17 protein-coding genes are annotated in these 19,015 nt (G+C 69.9%); 6 read left to right on the top strand and 11 right to left on the bottom strand.

Going from position 1 to position 19,015, the window contains the following annotated elements; genetic code table 11:
* Positions 1 to 279 precede the first annotated feature (279 nt).
* The 5 genes from KU893_RS09390 to KU893_RS09370 all read left to right on the top strand — a co-directional run bounded on the left by KU893_RS09390 (position 280) and on the right by KU893_RS09370 (position 5,518).
* A complete protein-coding gene (locus tag KU893_RS09390) occupies positions 280 to 1,590 on the top strand; it encodes a choice-of-anchor P family protein (RefSeq protein ID WP_218234068.1) in 1,311 nt (436 codons plus the stop codon).
* Positions 1,591 to 1,679: 89 nt separating this feature from the next.
* Entirely contained in the window at positions 1,680 to 3,371 is a 1,692-nt protein-coding gene (locus tag KU893_RS09385; protein ID WP_218234067.1) for a fumarate hydratase, read from the top strand.
* A gap of 37 nt (positions 3,372 to 3,408) precedes the next feature.
* Positions 3,409 to 3,774 (top strand): hypothetical protein, encoded by a 366-nt coding sequence (locus tag KU893_RS09380; RefSeq protein WP_218234066.1) that lies wholly within the window; start codon positions 3,409 to 3,411, stop codon positions 3,772 to 3,774.
* A 36-nt stretch (positions 3,775 to 3,810) separates the two neighbouring features.
* Positions 3,811 to 4,095: a TFIIB-type zinc ribbon-containing protein gene (locus KU893_RS09375; RefSeq protein ID WP_218234065.1), complete on the top strand. Its 285-nt coding sequence runs from the start codon at positions 3,811 to 3,813 to the stop codon at positions 4,093 to 4,095.
* A gap of 34 nt (positions 4,096 to 4,129) precedes the next feature.
* Positions 4,130 to 5,518: a class II fumarate hydratase gene (locus KU893_RS09370; RefSeq protein ID WP_218234064.1), complete on the top strand. Its 1,389-nt coding sequence runs from the start codon at positions 4,130 to 4,132 to the stop codon at positions 5,516 to 5,518.
* Positions 5,519 to 5,528: 10 nt separating this feature from the next.
* Here the strand turns inward: KU893_RS09370 and KU893_RS09365 are convergent, their stop codons facing one another.
* Positions 5,529 to 5,840: a GlsB/YeaQ/YmgE family stress response membrane protein gene (locus tag KU893_RS09365; protein WP_218234063.1), complete on the bottom strand. Its 312-nt coding sequence runs from the start codon at positions 5,838 to 5,840 to the stop codon at positions 5,529 to 5,531.
* Between the two features lie 131 nt (positions 5,841 to 5,971).
* On the opposite strand from KU893_RS09365, the gene KU893_RS09360 reads away from it, so the two are divergent.
* The gene (locus KU893_RS09360) at positions 5,972 to 7,408 is read left to right on the top strand and encodes an acyl-CoA synthetase (protein ID WP_218234062.1); all 1,437 of its coding nucleotides are present in this window, start codon (positions 5,972 to 5,974) and stop codon (positions 7,406 to 7,408) included.
* Positions 7,409 to 7,826: 418 nt separating this feature from the next.
* On the opposite strand, the gene KU893_RS09355 is transcribed toward KU893_RS09360, so the two are convergent.
* From KU893_RS09355 to KU893_RS09310, 10 genes are all read right to left on the bottom strand, one after another.
* Entirely contained in the window at positions 7,827 to 8,489 is a 663-nt protein-coding gene (locus KU893_RS09355) for an aggregation-promoting factor C-terminal-like domain-containing protein (protein ID WP_218234061.1), read from the bottom strand.
* Positions 8,490 to 8,747: 258 nt separating this feature from the next.
* Entirely contained in the window at positions 8,748 to 10,079 is a 1,332-nt protein-coding gene (phoH2, locus tag KU893_RS09350; protein ID WP_218234060.1) for an RNA 5'-3' helicase PhoH2, read from the bottom strand.
* A gap of 229 nt (positions 10,080 to 10,308) precedes the next feature.
* Entirely contained in the window at positions 10,309 to 11,031 is a 723-nt protein-coding gene (gene trmB / locus KU893_RS09345; RefSeq protein WP_218234059.1) for a tRNA (guanosine(46)-N7)-methyltransferase TrmB, read from the bottom strand.
* A 90-nt stretch (positions 11,032 to 11,121) separates the two neighbouring features.
* A complete protein-coding gene (tuf, locus tag KU893_RS09340; protein WP_218234058.1) occupies positions 11,122 to 12,315 on the bottom strand; it encodes an elongation factor Tu in 1,194 nt (397 codons plus the stop codon).
* Between the two features lie 116 nt (positions 12,316 to 12,431).
* A complete protein-coding gene (gene fusA / locus KU893_RS09335; RefSeq protein WP_218234057.1) occupies positions 12,432 to 14,555 on the bottom strand; it encodes an elongation factor G in 2,124 nt (707 codons plus the stop codon).
* 83 nt (positions 14,556 to 14,638) lie between these two features.
* Positions 14,639 to 15,109, bottom strand: a complete 471-nt coding sequence (rpsG, locus tag KU893_RS09330) for a 30S ribosomal protein S7 (RefSeq protein WP_203048417.1) — start codon at positions 15,107 to 15,109, stop codon at positions 14,639 to 14,641.
* Position 15,110: 1 nt separating this feature from the next.
* On the bottom strand, positions 15,111 to 15,485 hold the full coding sequence (gene rpsL, locus KU893_RS09325) for a 30S ribosomal protein S12 (RefSeq protein ID WP_203048413.1): 375 nt from the start codon (positions 15,483 to 15,485) through the stop codon (positions 15,111 to 15,113).
* A gap of 238 nt (positions 15,486 to 15,723) precedes the next feature.
* Positions 15,724 to 17,181 (bottom strand): NCS2 family permease, encoded by a 1,458-nt coding sequence (locus tag KU893_RS09320; protein WP_218234056.1) that lies wholly within the window; start codon positions 17,179 to 17,181, stop codon positions 15,724 to 15,726.
* Positions 17,178 to 18,518 (bottom strand): MFS transporter, encoded by a 1,341-nt coding sequence (locus KU893_RS09315; protein WP_257440697.1) that lies wholly within the window; start codon positions 18,516 to 18,518, stop codon positions 17,178 to 17,180. Before KU893_RS09315 ends, KU893_RS09320 begins: the two co-directional genes overlap by 4 nt.
* Complete coding sequence (locus KU893_RS09310) at positions 18,478 to 18,957, bottom strand: MarR family winged helix-turn-helix transcriptional regulator (RefSeq protein ID WP_246592263.1); 480 nt, start codon at positions 18,955 to 18,957, stop codon at positions 18,478 to 18,480. Before KU893_RS09310 ends, KU893_RS09315 begins: the two co-directional genes overlap by 41 nt.
* Between the last annotated feature and the right edge of the window lie 58 nt (positions 18,958 to 19,015).

Here is a 19,015-nt window from a genome sequence, read left to right as displayed (position 1 = left end):
CCGCGCGGTCAGCACGCCGAGCAGCAGCGGCCTTCTTGTAGTCCGGTCGCCCGGTCCCTTCGGTCACAGCAGTCATCATCGTTCCTTTGCTGAGACCGACCCCTTACACAGACCATCTGACACCCCCCCGCCTATGCCCCGGCGGCGTGACATTCTGAGCGATTCTTCGTTGAAAAATCTCAGGAAACCCTCTCTCGGCTCGCTCGGCGTGCCCGCGTAATGGTTTGCTTGGGGGGCTACTGCCAAAGTCAAGAAGAACACGAATGGGAATGGGGTCCCGTGAACGTGCGGAAGTTTGTCTCCTTTGTCGCCCTCACCCTCGCGGGTGCGGGCCTGGTCGCCGTTCCGGCACCTGCCGCGCAGGCCGCCGACCCGGTCTACTGGTCCTACTCGGCCAGCACCGGCGCGACCTACATCAAGGTCCTGGACGGCGTCGTCCAGTCCGAGCTGACCGCGCAGTCCGGTGTCACCGGTGGCGCGAAGTCCAGCAGCTCGAAGAACAGCACGGCCGCGGTCAACGTGCTCAACCTCGCCCAGGTCGGCGCGGTCGAGACCAAGACCGACGCCGTCGTGTCGCAGGTCCTGGGTCAGCCGCAGACCACCCTGAAGTCGTGGGCGCGGGTGGCCAACGTCAACCTGCTCGGTGGCCTGATCACGGCCGACGCGCTCGAGACCAACGTGACCACCACCGGCAAGGCCGACGGCACGGGCTCCTTCACGGCCAACAGCCGCCTCGCGAACATCAAAGTCGCCGGCGTCAAGCTGCCGCTGAACATCCCCAAGAACTACTCGGTCACCATCCCCGGCGTCGCCAGCGTGACCCTCAACTACACGCTGCACGGCAAGTACGACCAGGACGAGGGCGACCTGATCGGCACCATGGGCTGGGCCGTCGGCGTCACCCTGCTGCAGCCGCTCGGCGGCTACTCCGCCGGCGTGACCCTCCTGGTCAACCCGGTCAACCAGTACCTCTCCGAGGTGGCCCCGTCCTCCGGCGCCTCCTTCGGCGGCACCGCCTACGGCTCGCGGGTCCAGGCCCACGTCGGTGACGACATCACCATCGTCAGCGACCCGACCGCCCGCGTCGGCACGCCGGTCGGCGGCAGCAACGGCCGCACGCTCACCAACTCGACCCTCTCGGTCAAGGTTCCCGGCGTCCTCACCACCGGCGCGATCACCTCGACGACCACGTCGAAGAAGGACGCCTTCGGCAACGGCGAGGTCACCAACACCAACCGCACGGCCGGCATCAACCTGCTGGGCGGCCTGGTGAAGGCCACGGCCGTCAAGGTCACCGCCGCCGGCAAGCTGCAGGACGGCCAGTACACCAGCGACATGAAGATGGAGCTGGTCAACCTGGTGATCGCGGGCCAGAAGATCCCGATCGACGTCTCGCCCAACACCATCCTCAACATCGCCGGTCTCGGCCAGGTGGCGCTCAACCTGCAGCAGACCAGCACAGCCGGCGCCTTCCAGAACGCCATCACGGCGGTCCGGATCACGCTCGACACCGCGCAGGCCGGTCTTCCGGTCGGTGCGGTCATCGAGCTGGGAGTGGCCTACACGGCCCTCGCTCCGCCGGCCGCCTGAGCAGCACCCAGCACCGCCCGAGGGGCCGGTCCCGCCAGCAGGCGGGCCGGCCCCTCGGCCGTTCCCGGGGCGGGATATCCTCGGTAGCCGTGGCTGAAGCTGAGTTCCGTTACTCCGACCTCCTCCCCACCGGCAAGGACGACACGCCCTACCGGTTGATCACGAAGGAGGGCGTCGAGACGGTCGAGGGCCCCGACGGACGCACCTTCCTCAAGGTCTCCCCCGAGGCGATCCAGCAGCTGACCGCCGAGGCGATGCACGACATCAGCCACTACCTGCGGCCTGCCCACCTCAAGCAGCTGCGCAAGATCATCGACGACCCCGAGGCGTCCGGCAACGACCGCTTCGTCGCGCTCGACCTGCTCAAGAACGTCAACATCTCGGCGGGCGGCGTGCTGCCGATGTGCCAGGACACCGGCACCGCGATCGTGATGGGCAAGAAGTCCGAGGGCGTACTCACCGGTGCCGACGACGCCGAGTGGATCAGCAAGGGCGTCTACGACGCCTACACCAAGCTCAACCTGCGCTACAGCCAGCTCGCGCCGCTGACGACGTACGACGAGAAGAACACCGGCTCCAACCTCCCGGCCCAGATCGAGCTCTACTCGACGCCCGGCGCCGACGGGAAGTCGCCCGAGTACAAGTTCCTCTTCATGGCCAAGGGCGGCGGCTCGGCCAACAAGTCGTTCCTGTTCCAAGAGACGAAGGCGATCCTCAACCCGAAGCGGATGCTGGAGTTCCTCGACGAGAAGATCCGCTCGCTCGGCACGGCCGCCTGCCCGCCGTACCACCTGGCCGTGGTGATCGGCGGCACCAGCGCGGAGTTCGCGCTGAAGACCGCCAAGTACGCCTCCGCGCACTACCTCGACAACCTCCCCACCGAGGGCTCGATGGACGCCCACGGCTTCCGCGACCTCGAGCTGGAGGAGGAGGTCTTCAAGCTCACCCAGTCCTTCGGCATCGGCGCCCAGTTCGGTGGCAAGTACTTCTGCCACGACGTCCGCGTGGTCCGCCTCCCCCGCCACGGCGCCTCCTGCCCGGTCGCGATCGCGGTCTCCTGCTCCGCCGACCGCCAGGCGCTCGGCAAGATCACCTCCGAGGGCGTCTTCCTCGAGCAGCTCGAGATGGACCCGGCGCAGTACATGCCCGACGCCGGCGTCGCCGAGGACATCTCCGGCGGCGAGGTCGTCAAGGTCGACCTCAACCGGCCGATGAACGAGATCCTCGCCCAGCTGTCGTCGTACCCGGTCAAGACCAGGCTCTCCCTCACCGGCCCGCTCGTCGTCGCCCGCGACATCGCGCACGCCAAGATCCAGGAGCGCCTGGACGCGGGCGAGGAGATGCCCGACTACCTCAAGAACCACCCCGTCTACTACGCCGGCCCGGCCAAGACGCCCGAGGGCATGGCGTCCGGCTCGTTCGGCCCGACCACGGCCGGGCGGATGGACTCCTACGTGAAGTCCTTCCAGGCCGCCGGCGGCTCGATGGTGATGCTCGCCAAGGGCAACCGCTCCAAGCAGGTCACCGAGGCGTGCCACGAGTACGGCGGCTTCTACCTCGGCTCCATCGGCGGTCCGGCCGCGCGCCTGGCTCAGGACTGCATCAAGAGCCAGGAGGTCATCGAGTACCCCGAGCTCGGCATGGAGGCGGTCTGGAAGATCGAGGTCGAGGACTTCCCCGCGTTCATCGTGGTCGACGACAAGGGCAACGACTTCTTCACCGACCCGGGCGGCGCGGTGACGGTGCCGATCTCCGGGATCCGGGTGCGCTCGGCGGAGTGACCCGGGTGGGCACGGCCGGTCCGGGTACGTCCCGGGCATGGCTGTGACCGCATTCCAGGACCTCCCCCTCGCTGACCGCGAGCGCGCGTGGGACGGCGCCGCCGCCGAGAAGCGGGTGCGGCGCTGGGCCGGCGCCGACGACGGCCCGAACGAGAGGTACCGCGACGCCCACGTCTGGTACGACGCCGACCAGAAGGACAACTTCACGGCGTACAAGCTGCTCGTCGCCGACGTGGTCGACGACCGCCTGGTCGCCGTACCCCGCGCGGTGATGGCCGCCGGCAACGTGATGCAGGGCGCGCGCGGTGGTGTCGACCTGCCCGACAAGGACGTCGACCGGGTGCGGAGCCACCTGGCGAAGTACTACCGCAAGATGGACGACCGCCCGCCCTGGGAGGACTGAGGGAACCCTCGGCCCACGCGGTCCGTTGGACCAGGCATGCGTTGCCCCATCGACGAGACCACGCTGGTGATGAGCGAGCGGAACGGCATCGAGATCGACTACTGCCCGCAGTGCCGGGGCGTGTGGCTCGACCGCGGCGAGCTCGACAAGATCATCGACCGCTCCGTCGGCATGCCGCAGCCGGCAGCCCAGCAGCCGACCGCTCCGCAGCCGACCGCGCCGTACGACGCCTACCGCGCCCCCCACCAGCAGTACCCGCCCCAGCAAGGGCACTACAAGAAGCGCAAGCGCGAGTCCTGGCTCAGCGAGCTCTTCGACTGACGCGGGCTGCGCGCGGGGTGCGTAGGCTCGTGGTGTGAGCGACGCAGCCTTCCGCACCGAGCACGACTCCATGGGCGAGGTCCTCGTCCCCGCCGCGGCCTTGTGGCGCGCGCAGACCCAGCGCGCCGTCGAGAACTTCCCGATCAGCGGTACGCCGATCGAGCCCGCGCTGGTCCACGCCCTCGGCCACGTGAAGGCGGCCGCGGCCCGCGCCAACCTGACCCTGGGTGTCCTCGATCCCGAGGTGGCCGAGGCGATCACGACCGCGGCGCAGGCGGTCGCCGAGGGCGCGTACGACGACCAGTTCCCGATCGACGTCTTCCAGACCGGGTCCGGCACCAGCTCCAACATGAACGCCAACGAGGTGATCGCCTCGCTGTGCGCGCGCGACGGCGTGACCGCGCACCCCAACGACCACGTCAACGCCAGCCAGTCGAGCAACGACACCTTCCCCACGGCGATCCACGTCGCCGCAGCGCTCGCCGTCGCCGACGAGCTGGTGCCGGCACTCGACCGGCTCGCCACCTCGCTGGAGGCCAAGGCGAGCGAGTTCGCCGACCTGGTGAAGTCGGGGCGGACGCACCTGATGGACGCGACCCCCGTGACCCTGGGCCAGGAGTTCGGCGGCTACGCCGCGACGGTCCGGTACGGCGCCGAGCGGCTGGGCGCCGTACTCCCCCGGGTGCGGGAGCTGCCGCTCGGCGGGACCGCGGTCGGCACCGGCATCAACACGCCGCCCGGCTTCGCCGCCGCTGCGATCGAGGCGCTGAGCGTGGCGACCGGGCAGGTGTTCACGGAGGCGCGCAACCACTTCGAGGCACAGGGCACGCGGGACTCGCTCGTCGAGCTCAGCGGCGTGCTGAAGACGATCGCGGTCGGCCTGACCAAGATCTGCAACGACCTGCGCTGGATGGGCTCGGGGCCGACCACCGGACTCGCGGAGATCCACCTGCCCGACCTGCAGCCGGGCTCGTCGATCATGCCCGGCAAGGTCAACCCGGTGCTGCCCGAGGCGACGTTGATGGTCTGCATGCAGGTGATCGGCAACGACGCCGCGGTCACCGCCGCCGGCGCGAGCGGCAGTTTCGAGCTCAACGTCGCGATGCCGGTCCTGGCCCGCAACGTGCTGGAGTCCGTGCGGCTGCTGTCGAACGCGTCCGTGACGCTCGCCGAGCGCTGCGTCGACGGCATCACCGCCGACGCCGAGCGGATGCTGCGCTACGCGGCCTCGTCACCCTCGGTGGTCACGCCGCTCAACAAGCACATCGGCTACGAGGCGGCCGCCAAGGTCGCCAAGCAGGCGCTCGCCACGGGCAGCACCATCCGCGAGACGGTGCTGGCGATGGGGTACGTCGAGCGGGGCGAGCTCAGTCTCGAGGAGCTGGACGCCGCGCTCGACCTGGCGTCGATGACCCACCCCTGAGGGGGCGGGCTCAGGCCTTCCTGCGCCCGGTGAGGGCCGCCGCCACGATCACCGCGACGGCGGCGACGACGACCTGCCACAGGTGACGCATCCAGTCGATGCCGTTCGTGGCGTTGTCCCAGGTGGCCGCGTGCCCGTCGAAGCGCCCGTTGTCGTTCCCGGCGATCCCCCAGTAGAGGAAGCTGCCGAGGAGCATCCCGACGATGCCGCACAGCACGGTCAGCCAGAACGGGAACTTCGTCCGGTCCCCCGGGGCGACGGCCTTGCCGATCACGCCGATGATCGCGCCACCGACGATCGTCACGATGATGGTCCACAGCATGGCGGGCTCCTCACGTCGCACGGGACACCCGCGTCCCGTCCCTGACCGCATCATGCACCCGCCGGGCGGCCAGGACGCGCACCGTGGACTCCGGGCGTCGGCGTGGCGCGGGGCCGGGAGAGAATGCTCCTGTGACCGATCTGTGGGGCGCCCTGGCGCAGGCTGATGGCCGAAGCGTCACCGTGGGCGGTACGACGCTGTCTCCTGCCGACCTCCTCGGCGCCGCGGCTGTCGTCGCCGGGCGGCTGCCCGACGTCGAACGGGTCGCGGTGCACGCGACCCCGACGATGGAGACCGTCGTCGCCGTGGTCGGTGCCCTGCGCGCCGGCCTGACGGTCGTCCCCGTGCCGCCGGACTCCGGTGTCGCCGAGGTGCGGCACATCCTCACCGACGCCGCACCCTCGTGCTGGGTGGGCGAGCCTCCGGCAGACCGCCACGGGCTCGACCACGTCGCGGTCGACCTGACCGCGCGGTCGTCGTACCCGCCTGCGGAGCGGGACGGCGAGCACATCGCGTTCGTCTTGTACACCTCGGGCACCACCGGACTGCCCAAGGGCGTGCTGCTGCCACGCCGCGCCCTGGTGGCCGGTCTCGACGGCCTCGCCGAGGCGTGGTCCTGGACGGGCGAGGACGTCTTGGCGCACGGTCTGCCGCTCTTCCACGTCCACGGCCTGATCCTGGGTGTGCTCGGGCCGTTGCGGCTGGGCGCCGGGCTGATCCACGTCGGTCGACCGACCCCTGAGCACTACGCCGACGCGGCGCGGGCGGGGGCGACCTTGTTCTTCGGCGTCCCGACGGTGTGGAGCCGGATCGCGGAGGCGCCCGAGCACGCCGCCGCCCTGGCGAGCGCCCGGCTGCTGGTCTCGGGCAGCGCCGCGCTGCCCGTCCCGGTCTTCGAGCGGATCGCGGAGCTCACCGGGCACCGCGTCGTCGAGCGGTACGGCATGAGTGAGACCCTGATCACCGTCGCCACCCGCGCCGACGGCTCGGCCCGCGCCGGTTGGGTCGGCACGCCGGTGCGCGGCGTCGAGACCCGGCTGCGCGGCGAGGACGGCACCGACGTCCCGCACGACGGCGAGTCCGTCGGCCGGCTCCAGGTCCGCGGCAGCACCCTGTTCGCCGGCTACCTGAACCGTCCCGAGGCGACCGCCGAGTGCTGGACCGAGGACGGCTGGTTCCGCACCGGCGACGTCGCCGCGATCGACGCCGACGGCCGGCACCGGATCGTCGGGCGCGAGTCGGTCGACCTGATCAAGTCGGGCGGGTACCGGATCGGGGCGGGCGAGATCGAGTCCACCCTGCTCGGCCACCCGACCGTCGCCGAGTGCGCCGTCGTCGGCCTTCCCGACCTCGACCTGGGCCAGCGGATCGTCGCCTACGTCGTCCTCCGCGACCCGGCGGCCGCCGACGACGACCTCGCCACCGAGCTCACGGCGTACGTCGGCGCGGAGCTGAGCGCCCACAAGCGCCCGCGCGAGATCCGCTTCGTCGCCGCGCTGCCCCGCAACGAGATGGGCAAGGTGCAGAAGTCACGGCTCCAGGCCGTTACGAGGAACGACGAGGGCTGAGGAACGAGCGACGCGCTCGCGCCGGCACGTCCACGGGGCGGTCATCGCGGGAAGCGAGGGCGACGGAGCGCAGAGAGCGACGAAGGAGCGACCGGAGCCGACGAGGGTGGCGCTTTCCGCGGCGCCGAACGGCGGCCGCCGCGAGAAGCCGACCTCTACACGAGCCAACCGCGTGCGCGGCAGCGCGGCGCGAGGAACGAGCGACGCGCTCGCGGCATCGGGGCATCACCACAAGGCCACCGCGGAGACGCCGCACGAGGAGGCGCAGAGAGCGACGAAGGAGCGACCGGAGCCGACGAGGGTGGCGCCTTCCGCGGCGCCGAACGGCGGCCGCCGCGAGAAGCCGACCTCTACACGAGCCAACCGCGTGCGCGGCAGCGCGGCGCGAGGAACGAGCGACGCGCTCGCGCCATCGAGCTCAGTACCAGCCGTGGCCCTGGGAGTGGCCCCACGCGCCGCAGGGGCTGCCGTAGCGGGACTTGATGTAGCCCAGACCCCAGCGGATCTGGGTCTCCGCGTTGTGTGCCCAGTCGGGCCCGGCGGAGGACATCTTGGAGCCGGGGAGCGCCTGCGGGATGCCGTAGGCGCTGGAGCTCGGGTTGTCGGCGTTGACCCGCCAGTTGGACTCGCGGGTCCACAGCGAGTCGAGGCAGCCGAACTGGCTCGACGAGAACCCGAACTCGCCGAGCAGGGCGCGGGCGATGTCGCGCGGGTCGGAGTCGGAGAGCTCACGGCGCTCGGTCATCGCGGCGGTGCGGGAGCCGGCGAGGTCGATCGACTTGGCCAAGACGGCCTCGGGCCGGCGGTCGTCGCGGGAGACGACGGGCTCGCGGCGCTCGGTGGACTCGGTCGGCAGGGCGCTGGCGCCGACGTTGGTGAACGCGTCGATGTCGGCGGCGCCCGCGGCGGGCGGCGTGGTCTGCTGGCCGGCGACACCGGCGGCGACGGATGCCCCCGTGACCGCCACGGCGACCGAGGAGAGCACGACGACGTTGCGGGCGGCCTTGCGCGGCGCCTGTGCGATGTGGGCGTGCTTCGGCGCACCGCGGTGCTTGGGCGCCGGCTTCGCGTGTTTCGACAAGTGCTCGTCTTCAGGCTCGACAGCAGGGGGGGTGCGGCCACCGCCCGATCGGGCCCGACTTCGCTGTCGTCACCGCCAGCGGCCAGCGCCCACCATGCCTGACCAGGAGGGCTCAGGCAAACCGAACGGCCGTTTTCCCCCGACCTGCTTCGGGGCATGTCGACCCATGGTTCACACGAGTCCCACGAGCCCCAGCCGACGGCCGTGGGCGCGCCGTCCGGGTGACGACGCGCCCGCCGAGGTCGCAGCGGCCCGCGGTCACACCACGACGTTCTCCAGCATCTCGGTGACGAGCGCGGCGATCGGCGAGCGCTCGGACCTGGTCAAGGTGACGTGGGCGAAGAGCGGGTGCCCCTTGAGCTTCTCGACGACGGCGACGACACCGTCGTGGCGACCGACGCGCAGGTTGTCGCGCTGGGCGACGTCGTGGGTGAGCACCACCTTGGAGTTGGCGCCGATCCGCGACAGCACGGTGAGCAGCACGTTGCGCTCGAGCGACTGGGCCTCGTCGACGATGACGAACGAGTCGTGCAGCGAGCGGCCCCGGATGTGGGTGAGGGGCAGCACCTCGAGCATCCCGCGGTCGAGGATCTCGTCGACCACGTCCTTGGACGTCAGGGCACCGAGGGTGTCGAAGACCGCCTGGCCCCACGGCGACATCTTCTCCGACTCCGAGCCCGGCAGGTAGCCGAGCTCCTGGCCGCCGACCGCGAACAGCGGTCGGAAGACGACGACCTTCTTGTGCTGCTGGCGCTCCATGACGGCCTCGAGGCCGGCGCACAGGGCGAGCGCCGACTTGCCGGTGCCGGCGCGGCCACCGAGGGACACGATCCCGACCTCGGGGTCGAGGAGCAGGTCGAGGGCGACCCGCTGCTCGGCGCTGCGACCGTGGATGCCGAACGCCTCGCGGTCACCGCGGACGAGATGCACCTGCTTGTCGGGCCCGACCCGCCCCAGCGCGGTGCCGCGGTCGGAGAGCAGCACCAGACCGGTGTGACACGGCAGCTCGCGGGCGTCGGCGAGGTCGAGCGTCGCATCGTCGTACAGCTCGTCGAGCTCGGCGCCGCTCACCTCCATCTCGGCCATGCCGCTGTAGCCGGTGTCGGAGTCGCCTGTCGTCTCGCCGCGGTACTCCGCCGCCGTGAGGCCGACGGCCGAGGCCTTGATCCGCATCGGCAGGTCCTTGGAGACCAACGTGACGTCGTGCCCTTCGTCGGCCAGGTTGCGGGCCACGGCGAGGATGCGCGTGTCGTTGTCACCGAGGCGGAATCCCGACGGCAGCGACGAGGCGTCGGTGTGGTTGAGCTCGACGCGCACGGTGCCCCCCTCCTCGCCCACGGGCACAGGCGTGTCGAGCCGGCCGTGGCTGACCCGCATCTCGTCCAGCATCCGCAGCGCGCTGCGGGCGAAGTAGCCCAGCTCGGGGTGGTGCCGCTTGCCCTCGAGCTCGGTGATCACGACCACCGGGAGAACCACCTCGTGCTCGGCGAACCGGCGCAGGGCGCCCGGGTCGGCCAGCAGCACGCTGGTGTCGAGGACGTACGTACGGCGCTGCGTCTTGGTCTGTGCCCCATCGTGACTGGTTCCCACGACTCACCTCACCGGACCGCACGCGCCCCCAGGGGCCGCCCGGCCCTATCCCTGGTAGACGGACCGGGCTGCGCGTTCGTGGATCTTCACGATCGGCCTCCCGATGTGGCCGGCTTCCCCACCTGCCACTGCTTGGGAAGGTACCCGCGCTGCCCTGCTCGATAGCGCGACACGCCCTGACGGCTGTGTGAACGTCGTGTGTCGTCGCGGCGCAGGTGGGCGGAGCCGCTCAGACCCGCCGGTAGGCCAGGTCGGTGATCACCCGGTCCTTCGCGATGCCCTTGCGCTCGAACTTCGTCACCGGCCGCTCGGCCCAGCGCTCGACGACCCCGCCCTCGAGCAGCGGCTCGGCGTCGAGCACCTCGACCATCTGCTCGGCGTAGTCGGCCCAGTCCGTGGCCAGCCGCCACAGGCCGCCCGGCGCCAGCCGGGAGGCGATCATCGCGGCGTACTCCGGGTTGACCAGGCGCCGCTTGTGGTGACGCTTCTTGTGCCACGGGTCCGGGAAGAAGGTCCACAGCTCGCTGATCGAGTCGGGCGCGATCAGGTGCTCGAGGGTCCACACGGCATCGACGCTGCTGAACCGGACGTTCGTCGCACCGACCTCGCCCACCCGACCCAGCCCCTCGGCGACGCCGGGGCCCCAGACCTCCAGGGCCAGGATGTTGACCTCGGGACGGGTCGCGGCCAGCGCCGCGGTCGCCTCGCCGACACCGCCGCCGATCTCGACGACGAGCGGCGCCTCACGGCCGAACCACTCGGCGAACGAGAAGTCCGGTAGGTCAGCCGCCTCGTCGGGAATCACCCACTGCTCGGCGTACGTGTCCCACGCGGCCTGCTGCTTCGGGGTGAACCGGCTGCCACGGCGCGTGTAGGTGAGCACCTCGCGCATCCGCCGACCGTCGTCGGTCTCCTTGTGATGCGGTCGCGCCGGCCGTACTCCCTCGTTCACGCGCCCATTCTCCCGGCTGGGCACCCGTGGCCCGAAATGCAGGAGGCCCCCGCTGCCGAAGCAGCGGGGGCCTCCCCGAAGCAGGTCAGATCACTTGGTGATCTTCGTGACCCGGCCGGCGCCGACGGTGCGGCCACCCTCGCGGATCGCGAACTTCAGACCCTCGTCCATGGCGATCGGCTGGATCAGCTCGACCGTCATGTCCGTGTTGTCGCCCGGCATGACCATCTCGGTGCCCTCGGGAAGGGTCACGACGCCGGTCACGTCGGTGGTCCGGAAGTAGAACTGCGGACGGTAGTTGTTGAAGAACGGCGTGTGACGGCCGCCCTCCTCCTTCGAGAGGATGTAGACGCTGGCCTCGAAATTGGTGTGCGGGGTGGTGGTACCCGGCTTCACCACGACCATGCCGCGCTCGACGTCCTCGCGCTTGGTGCCACGCAGGAGCAGACCGACGTTCTCACCGGCCTGGCCCTCGTCGAGCAGCTTGCGGAACATCTCGACACCGGTGACGGTGGTCTTCTGCGAGCCCTCGCGGATGCCGATGATCTCGACCTCCTCGTTGACCTTGACGATGCCGCGCTCGATACGACCGGTGATGACGGTGCCACGACCGGTGATCGTGAAGACGTCCTCGACGGGCATGAGGAACGGCTTGTCGACCTCACGCTCGGGCTGCGGGATGTACTCGTCCACGGCCGACATGAGCTCGAGGACCGACTTGCCCCACTTCTCGTCGCCGTTCAGCGCCGGGAAGGCAGCAACGCGCACGACCGGAACGTCGTCGCCCGGGTACTCGTACTCGGAGAGGAGCTCGCGCACCTCCATCTCGACGAGCTCGATGAGCTCGTCGTCGTCGACCATGTCGCACTTGTTGAGCGCGACGACCAGGGCGGGGACGCCGACCTGGCGGGCGAGCAGCACGTGCTCACGGGTCTGCGGCATCGGGCCGTCGGTCGCGGCGACCACCAGGATCGCGCCGTCCATCTGGGCGGCACCGGTGATCATGTTCTTGATGTAGTCCGCGTGACCGGGGCAGTCGACGTGCGCGTAGTGGCGCGCCTCGGTCTGGTACTCGATGTGCGCGATCGAGATCGTGATACCGCGCTGGCGCTCCTCGGGAGCCTTGTCGATCTGGTCGAACGGCGAGGCCTCGTTGAGGTCCGGGTACGCGTCGTGCAGGACCTTCGAGATGGCCGCAGTCAGCGTGGTCTTGCCGTGGTCGATGTGACCGATCGTGCCGATGTTGACGTGCGGCTTGGTCCGCTCGAACTTCGCCTTAGCCACTGGGGCTCCTCCTGGTGTGTTGTTACTTGACTCGTACTAAAGGGGTGGTGCGCCGAGGGTCTGCGTCGAGTCCCCGGATCTCCGGGGACCCACGGGGGCGATGGCCCCCGTAGGGGTTACTCGCCGCGCGCCTTCTTGATGATCTCGTCGGCGATGTTCGTGGGAACCTCGGCGTACGAGTCGAACTCCATCGAGTACGACGCCTGACCGGAGGTCTTGGACCTCAGGTCGCCAACGTACCCGAACATCTCGGACAGCGGCACGAGGGCGCTGACGACGATGTCGCCGTGACGCTCCTCCTGCGCGCGGATCTGACCGCGACGGCTGTTGATGTCACCGATGACCGTGCCGAGGAAGTCCTCGGGGGTGGTCACCTCGACGGCGAACACGGGCTCGAGGAGGACCGGCTTCGCCTGGCGGGCCGCCTCCTTGAACGCCTGGATGCCGGCGATCTTGAACGCGAGCTCGGAGGAGTCGACGTCGTGGTACGCGCCGTCCTCGAGGGCGACCTTCACGTCGACCATGGGGTAGCCGGCGAGCACGCCGAACTCCATGGCCTCCTGGGCGCCGTTGTCGACCGACGGGATGTACTCGCGCGGGACGCGACCACCGGTGACGTTGTTCACGAACTCGTAGCCGGCACCGAGGCCGGTCTCGGGGTCGATGTTCGGGCCGATCGAGATGACGATCTTCGCGAACTGACCCGAGCCACCGGTCTGCTTCTTGTGCGTGTAGCTGTGGTTCGAGACGGTGCCGCGGATGGTCTCGCGGTAGGCGACCTGCGGCTTGCCGACGGTCGCCTCGACCTTGAACTCACGCTTCATCCGGTCGACGAGGATCTCCAGGTGGAGCTCGCCCATGCCGGAGATGATGGTCTGGCCGGTCTCCTCGTCGGTCTTGACGACGAAGGTCGGGTCCTCCTCGGCGAGACGGCCGATGGCCACGCCGAGCTTCTCCTGGTCGGCCTTGGTCTTCGGCTCGATGGCGACCGAGATCACCGGGGCCGGGAAGGTCATCGACTCGAGCACGACAGGCTTGGCGTTGTCGGAGAGCGTGTGACCGGTCCGGGTGTCCTTGAGACCCATCACGGCGACGATCTGACCGGCGCCGACCGACGCGATCTCCTCGCGCTTGTTGGCGTGCATCTGGTAGACCTTGCCGATCCGCTCCTTGCGGCCGTTGCTCGCGTTGAGCACGGTCGCGCCGGCCTCGAGCTTGCCCGAGTAGACGCGGACGAAGGTGAGCTTGCCCAGGTGCGGGTCAGCGGCGATCTTGAACGCCAGCGCCGACAGCGGCTCGTCGCTGGACGGCTTGCGGACGACCTCGTTCTCCTCGGTCTCCTCCGCGCCCGGCTTGTGGCCGACGATGGCGTCGACGTCGAGCGGCGAGGGGAGGTAGTCGACGATCGCGTCGAGCAGGGGCTGGACGCCCTTGTTCTTGAACGCGGTGCCGGTGAGGATCGGGTTGACCTTGTCGGCCAGGGTCGCGCGGCGGATGGCGGCCTTGAGGGTCGGCACGTCGAACGTGTCGCCGTCCTCGAGGTAGACCTCCATGATCTCGTCGTCGGCCTCGGCGAGGGTCTCGACGAGCTTCTCGCGGTACTCCGCGGCCTTGTCGGCCAGGTCGGCGGGGATCTCCTCGACGACGTAGTCCTCGCCCTGCTGGGTCTCCCCGCGCCACACCTTGGCGTTCATCTCGACCAGGTCGACGACACCGATGAAGTCGCCCTCGGCACCGATCGGGATCTGGAGGATCAGCGGGGTGGAGTTGAGCTTCTGCACGATCGAGTCGACGACGCGGTAGAAGTCCGCACCGGTCCGGTCGAGCTTGTTGACGAAGCACATCCGCGGGACGGAGTACTTGTTGGCCTGGCGCCACACGGTCTGCGACTGGGGCTCCACGCCGGCGACACCGTCGAAGACCGCGACGGCGCCGTCGAGGACGCGCAGCGAGCGCTCGACCTCGACGGTGAAGTCGACGTGCCCAGGGGTGTCGATGATGTTGATCTGGTGCTTCTTCCACCAGCAGGTCGTCGCGGCCGACGTGATGGTGATGCCGCGCTCCTGCTCCTGCTCCATCCAGTCCATCGTGGCGCCGCCATCGTGGACCTCACCGATCTTGTAGGTGATGCCGGTGTAGAACAGGATGCGCTCGGTGGTGGTGGTCTTGCCGGCGTCGATGTGCGCCATGATGCCGATGTTGCGGACGACGTTGAGGTCCGTCGTGATGTCGACTGCCACGTGAGTCAGCGTTCCTTAGGTAAGGGGATGGAACTGGTGGACCGGAGCGGGCACCGTGGTTGACGGGCCCGCTCCGGTGAGGATCACCAGCGGTAGTGAGCGAAGGCCTTGTTGGACTCGGCCATCTTGTGCGTGTCCTCGCGCTTCTTGACCGCGGCGCCGAGGCCGTTGGCGGCGTCGAGGATCTCGTTCTGCAGGCGCTCGGCCATCGTCTTCTCGCGACGCTCCTGGGCGTAGCCCACGAGCCAGCGCAGCGACAGCGTGGTGCCGCGGTTGCCCTTGACCTCGACGGGGACCTGGTAGGTCGCACCACCGACGCGGCGGGACTTGACCTCGAGCGCGGGGCGCACGTTGTCCAGCGCACGCTTGAGGGTGATGACCGGGTCGACGCCGGTCTTCTCGCGGGTGCCCTCGAGAGCGGAGTAGACGATCCGCTGAGCGACCTGCTTCTTGCCGTCCTGGAGCACCTTCGACACCAGCTGGGTCACCAGCTGCGAACCGTAGACCGGGTCGACGTCGATCGGGCGCTTCGGCGCGGGGCCCTTGCGCGGCATGTCAGCTCTTCTCCTTCTTGGCGCCGTAGCGGCTGCGAGCCTGCTTACGGTTCTTCACGGCCTGGGTGTCCAGAGCGCCGCGGATGACCTTGTAGCGAACACCGGGCAGGTCCTTCACACGACCGCCGCGGACGAGCACGATCGAGTGCTCCTGGAGGTTGTGACCCTCACCCGGGATGTAGGCGGTGACCTCGACGCCGCTGGAGAGGCGCACGCGGGCGACCTTCCGGAGGGCGGAGTTCGGCTTCTTGGGGGTGGTGGTGTAGACGCGGGTGCACACACCGCGCCGCTGGGGCGATCCCTTCAGGGCAGGCGTCTTGGTCTTCGACACCTTGTCCTGGCGGCCCTTGCGGACCAACTGCTGAATGGTGGGCACCTGATGGTTCCCTTTCGGTCTGGTCTCTCGGCCGGGCACCGTGCCTGGCTCGGGGTGAAGCGTTGCTGCTGAGTGCCGGAGCGCTTCCCCCGCTCTCCACGCCCGCGAGGGCTGGGGGACGGAGGGCATGCTCGACGTGCCGGGTGGCCCCAGACACGAGATTCGAGATTACCGGCCGCCCCGAAGGCGGGTCAAAATGCGGAGCGCACGCCTGAGCGGGCGTGAGGCCGGCGCGACCTCAGGTCAACCAGCGGGTGATCGGGTCGATCGCGAAGTACACCACGAACAGACCCGCCACCACCCACAGCAGCGGGTGCAGCTCACGGGCCTTGCCACGCACGATCTTGAGGAAGGCGAAGGACACGAAGCCGGCGCCGATGCCGACCGAGATCGAGTACGTGAACGGCATCAGCACGATGGTCAGGAAGGCCGGGATCGCGATCTCGACGTCGTCCCAGGCGATGCCCGTGATCTGCTGCATCATCAAGAAGCCGACCAGCACCAGGGCCGGCACCGCGGCCTCGGAGGGGATCATCGCGACGAGCGGCGAGGCGAAGATCGTGGCCAGGAACAGCAGGCCGGTGACCACCGAGGCCAGACCGGTGCGCGCCCCCTCGCCGACGCCCGAGGCCGACTCGATGTACGACGTGTTGGACGAGACACCCGCCGCGCCGCCGGCGATCGCGGCGACCGAGTCGACGACCAGGATCCGGTCGGCGTGGGGCGGCATGCCCTCCTCGTCGAGCAGCTCGGCCTCCGCGCCGATGGCCGTCATGGTGCCCATGGTGTCGAAGAAGTCGGCCAGCATGAGGGAGAAGACGAGCAGCAGGACGGTGACGACGCCGACCTTGTCCCACGAGCCGAGCAGGTCGAACTCGCCCAGGGTGCCGAAGTCGGGGGCGTGGAAGTCGCCGGACCAGGCAGGGACGGTGAGCGCCCAGCCGCCGGCCTTCTCCGATGCCCGCCCCAGGTCGCCGATCGCCTCGACGACCACGGCGACGACCGTCATCACCACGATCGAGACGAGGATCGCGCCGCGGACCCGGCGGACCCACAGCGCGAGCATCAGCAACAGGCCGACGACGAAGACCAGGACCGGCCAGCCGCTGAGGTTGCCGTCGGGGCCGAGCTGGACGGGGACGGTCGTCTGCGCCGCGTCGGGGATCCGCTTGACCACGCCGGCGTCGACGAAGCCGATCAGCGCGATGAACAGGCCGATCCCGACCGAGATGGCGACCTTGAGCTGCCCGGGGACGGCCCGGAAGACCGCCGTACGGAAGCCGGTGAGGACCAGCACCAGGATCAGGACACCCTCGATCACCACCAACCCCATGGCGTCGGCCCAGGTCATCTGGCTGGCCACCGCGAAGGCGAGGAAGGCGTTGAGGCCCAGGCCGGTCGCGAGCGCGAGCGGGTAGTTGGCCGCGACGCCCATCAGGATCGTCAGCACGCCCGCCACGAGCGCCGTACCGGCGGCGATCGCCGCGAGGTTCGGCTCGCTCCCACCACCGAGGTACTTGCCGTCGACGTCGGTCGCATAGCCGAGGATCAGCGGGTTGAGCACCACGATGTAGGCCATCGTGAAGAAGGTGACCACGCCTCCGCGGAGCTCCTGGCCGAGGCTGGAGCCCCGCTCGGAGATGCGGAAGAAGCGGTCGATCGGGTTCGCGGAGGCGATGGTTTCGGCCGAGTTCACGGCCGAAGCATGGCAGGAGCCCCGAGCGGGGTCGACCCGGTGGTCGACCCGAGCGCCCGGGAGGCAGCCCGGTGGGCCGCAGCGGCGAGGCCGACGCCGACCAGGACCAGCGTCCCGCCGGCCACCAGGGTCCACCGGGCGCCGAGCTGCTCACCGATCCAGCCGATGAACGGCGACCCCAGCGGCGCGCCACCCATCACGATCGTCATGTAGATCGCCATCACCCTGCCCCGCAGGGCGGGAGCCGACTCGGTCTGCAGGATCGCGTTGCACGAGTTGAGGACCGTGATCACCGAGAAGCCGAGGAACGGGCAGAGCAGCACGAACGTCAGGTACGTCGGCACCAGGCCCGCGGCGATCTCGACCACGCCGAACGCGACCGCGGCACCCATCAGCAAACGGACCCGGACCCGGGACCGGCCGGCCGCGACCAGCGCCCCGGACAGGGAGCCGATGGCCAGCACGGAGCCGAGGACGCCGTACTCCTCGGCCCCCTTGCCGAAGACCTCGGTCGCCATGAGGGCGGAGGTGATCTGGAAGTTCATGCCGAAGGTCCCGACGAAGAAGACGAGCACGAGGATCATCAGCATCTTCGGCTGGCCCCGGAGGTAGGCGACACCCTCGCGCAGCATGCCGGGGGTGCGGGCGGCCGGCCGCGGCGAGTGGAGGGCCGCGACGTCCATCCGGCGCAGCTGGGCGATGACGGCCAGGTAGGACAGCGCGTTCGCGAGGATGACCCAGCCGGTCGCGCGCATCCCACCGCCGGCGAAACCGATGAGCAGGCCGGCCAGGCCGGGGCCGATCAGGCGCGCGGCGTTGAAGGCCGCCGAGTTGAGGCTGACCGCGTTGGCGACGTCGTCGGTGCCGACCATCTCCGAGACGAACGCCTGCCGGGCCGGGGCGTCGAAGGCGGCGCCGATGCCGAAGACGAAGGCGATCAGGTAGACCTGCCAGGTCTGCGCGACCCCGAGCACGGCGATCACCCCGAGCGCGAGGGAGGAGAGCGCCATCATCGCCTGGGTGACCTGCAGCAGGACCCGCTTGGAGATGCGGTCGGCCACCACGCCGGCGTACGGCGAGAGCAGCAGCACCGGCAGGAACTGGAGGCCGGTCGCGATGCCGAGCGCGGCGCCGCCGTTGCCGGGAATGGTCAGGACCAGCCAGTCCTGCGCGACCCGCTGCATCCAGGTGCCGATGTTGGAGACGAGGCTGCCGGCGAAGTAGAGGCGGTAGTTGGGGTGGGACAGGGAGCGGAATCGGGGGCTCGTGGGATCTCCTTCGGGTCGCGGTCGTCGGTCAGTCGGCCTCAGCGAGGCGTTGCAGGATCGGGGCGGCACGGCGCAGCACGTCACGCTCCTCGGCGCTGAGCTCCTCGAGGCGGCGCGAGAGCCAGCGGTCGCGGCGGGTCAGGTCGGCGCCGACGACGGCACGGCCCTCGTCGGTCACCCGGACGACGACCTGGCGGCCGTCGCTGGGGTGGGCGCAGCGCTCGACCAGGCCGGCGTCGACGAGGGCGGTCACCGTGCGGGTCATGCTCGGCGGCTGCACCTGCTCGCGGGCGGCCAGCGCGCCGACGGTGAGGTCGCCGTACCGGTTGAGCGCGTAGAGCACGGCCATCGACGAGACGCTGAGGTCGTTGTCGGGGTGCCGCTCCCGGGCCAGCCGGCGACGCAGGCGCATGACCGCGAACCGGAGCTCGGTCGCGACCGTTGCCACGGAGTCGGACTGGCCGGCTCGTCTCGCGCGGGGGTGCCCCCGCTTCTCCAAGGTCGGCATTTCATTAGCGTAAGTCATTACCTTCGGTAATCATTCCCGCGAGAGTAGAGTTGATTCC

The sequence above is a fragment of the Nocardioides daeguensis genome (assembly GCF_019192965.1).
GTDB lineage: Bacteria > Actinomycetota > Actinomycetes > Propionibacteriales > Nocardioidaceae > Nocardioides > Nocardioides daeguensis.
The sequence above is the reverse complement of the archived record's forward strand: the minus strand, read 5'-3'. Positions and strand labels throughout refer to the sequence as shown.

Coding starts and splice junctions, on each gene's coding strand:
- KU893_RS09380 (WP_218234066.1), top strand. CDS start 3,409: ATGGCTGTGACCGCATTCCAGGACCTCCCCCTCGCTGACCGCGAGCGC.
- KU893_RS09375 (WP_218234065.1), top strand. CDS start 3,811: ATGCGTTGCCCCATCGACGAGACCACGCTGGTGATGAGCGAGCGGAAC.
- KU893_RS09365 (WP_218234063.1), bottom strand. CDS start 5,840: ATGCTGTGGACCATCATCGTGACGATCGTCGGTGGCGCGATCATCGGC.
- rpsG (WP_203048417.1), bottom strand. CDS start 15,109: ATGCCGCGCAAGGGCCCCGCGCCGAAGCGCCCGATCGACGTCGACCCG.
- KU893_RS09310 (WP_246592263.1), bottom strand. CDS start 18,957: ATGCCGACCTTGGAGAAGCGGGGGCACCCCCGCGCGAGACGAGCCGGC.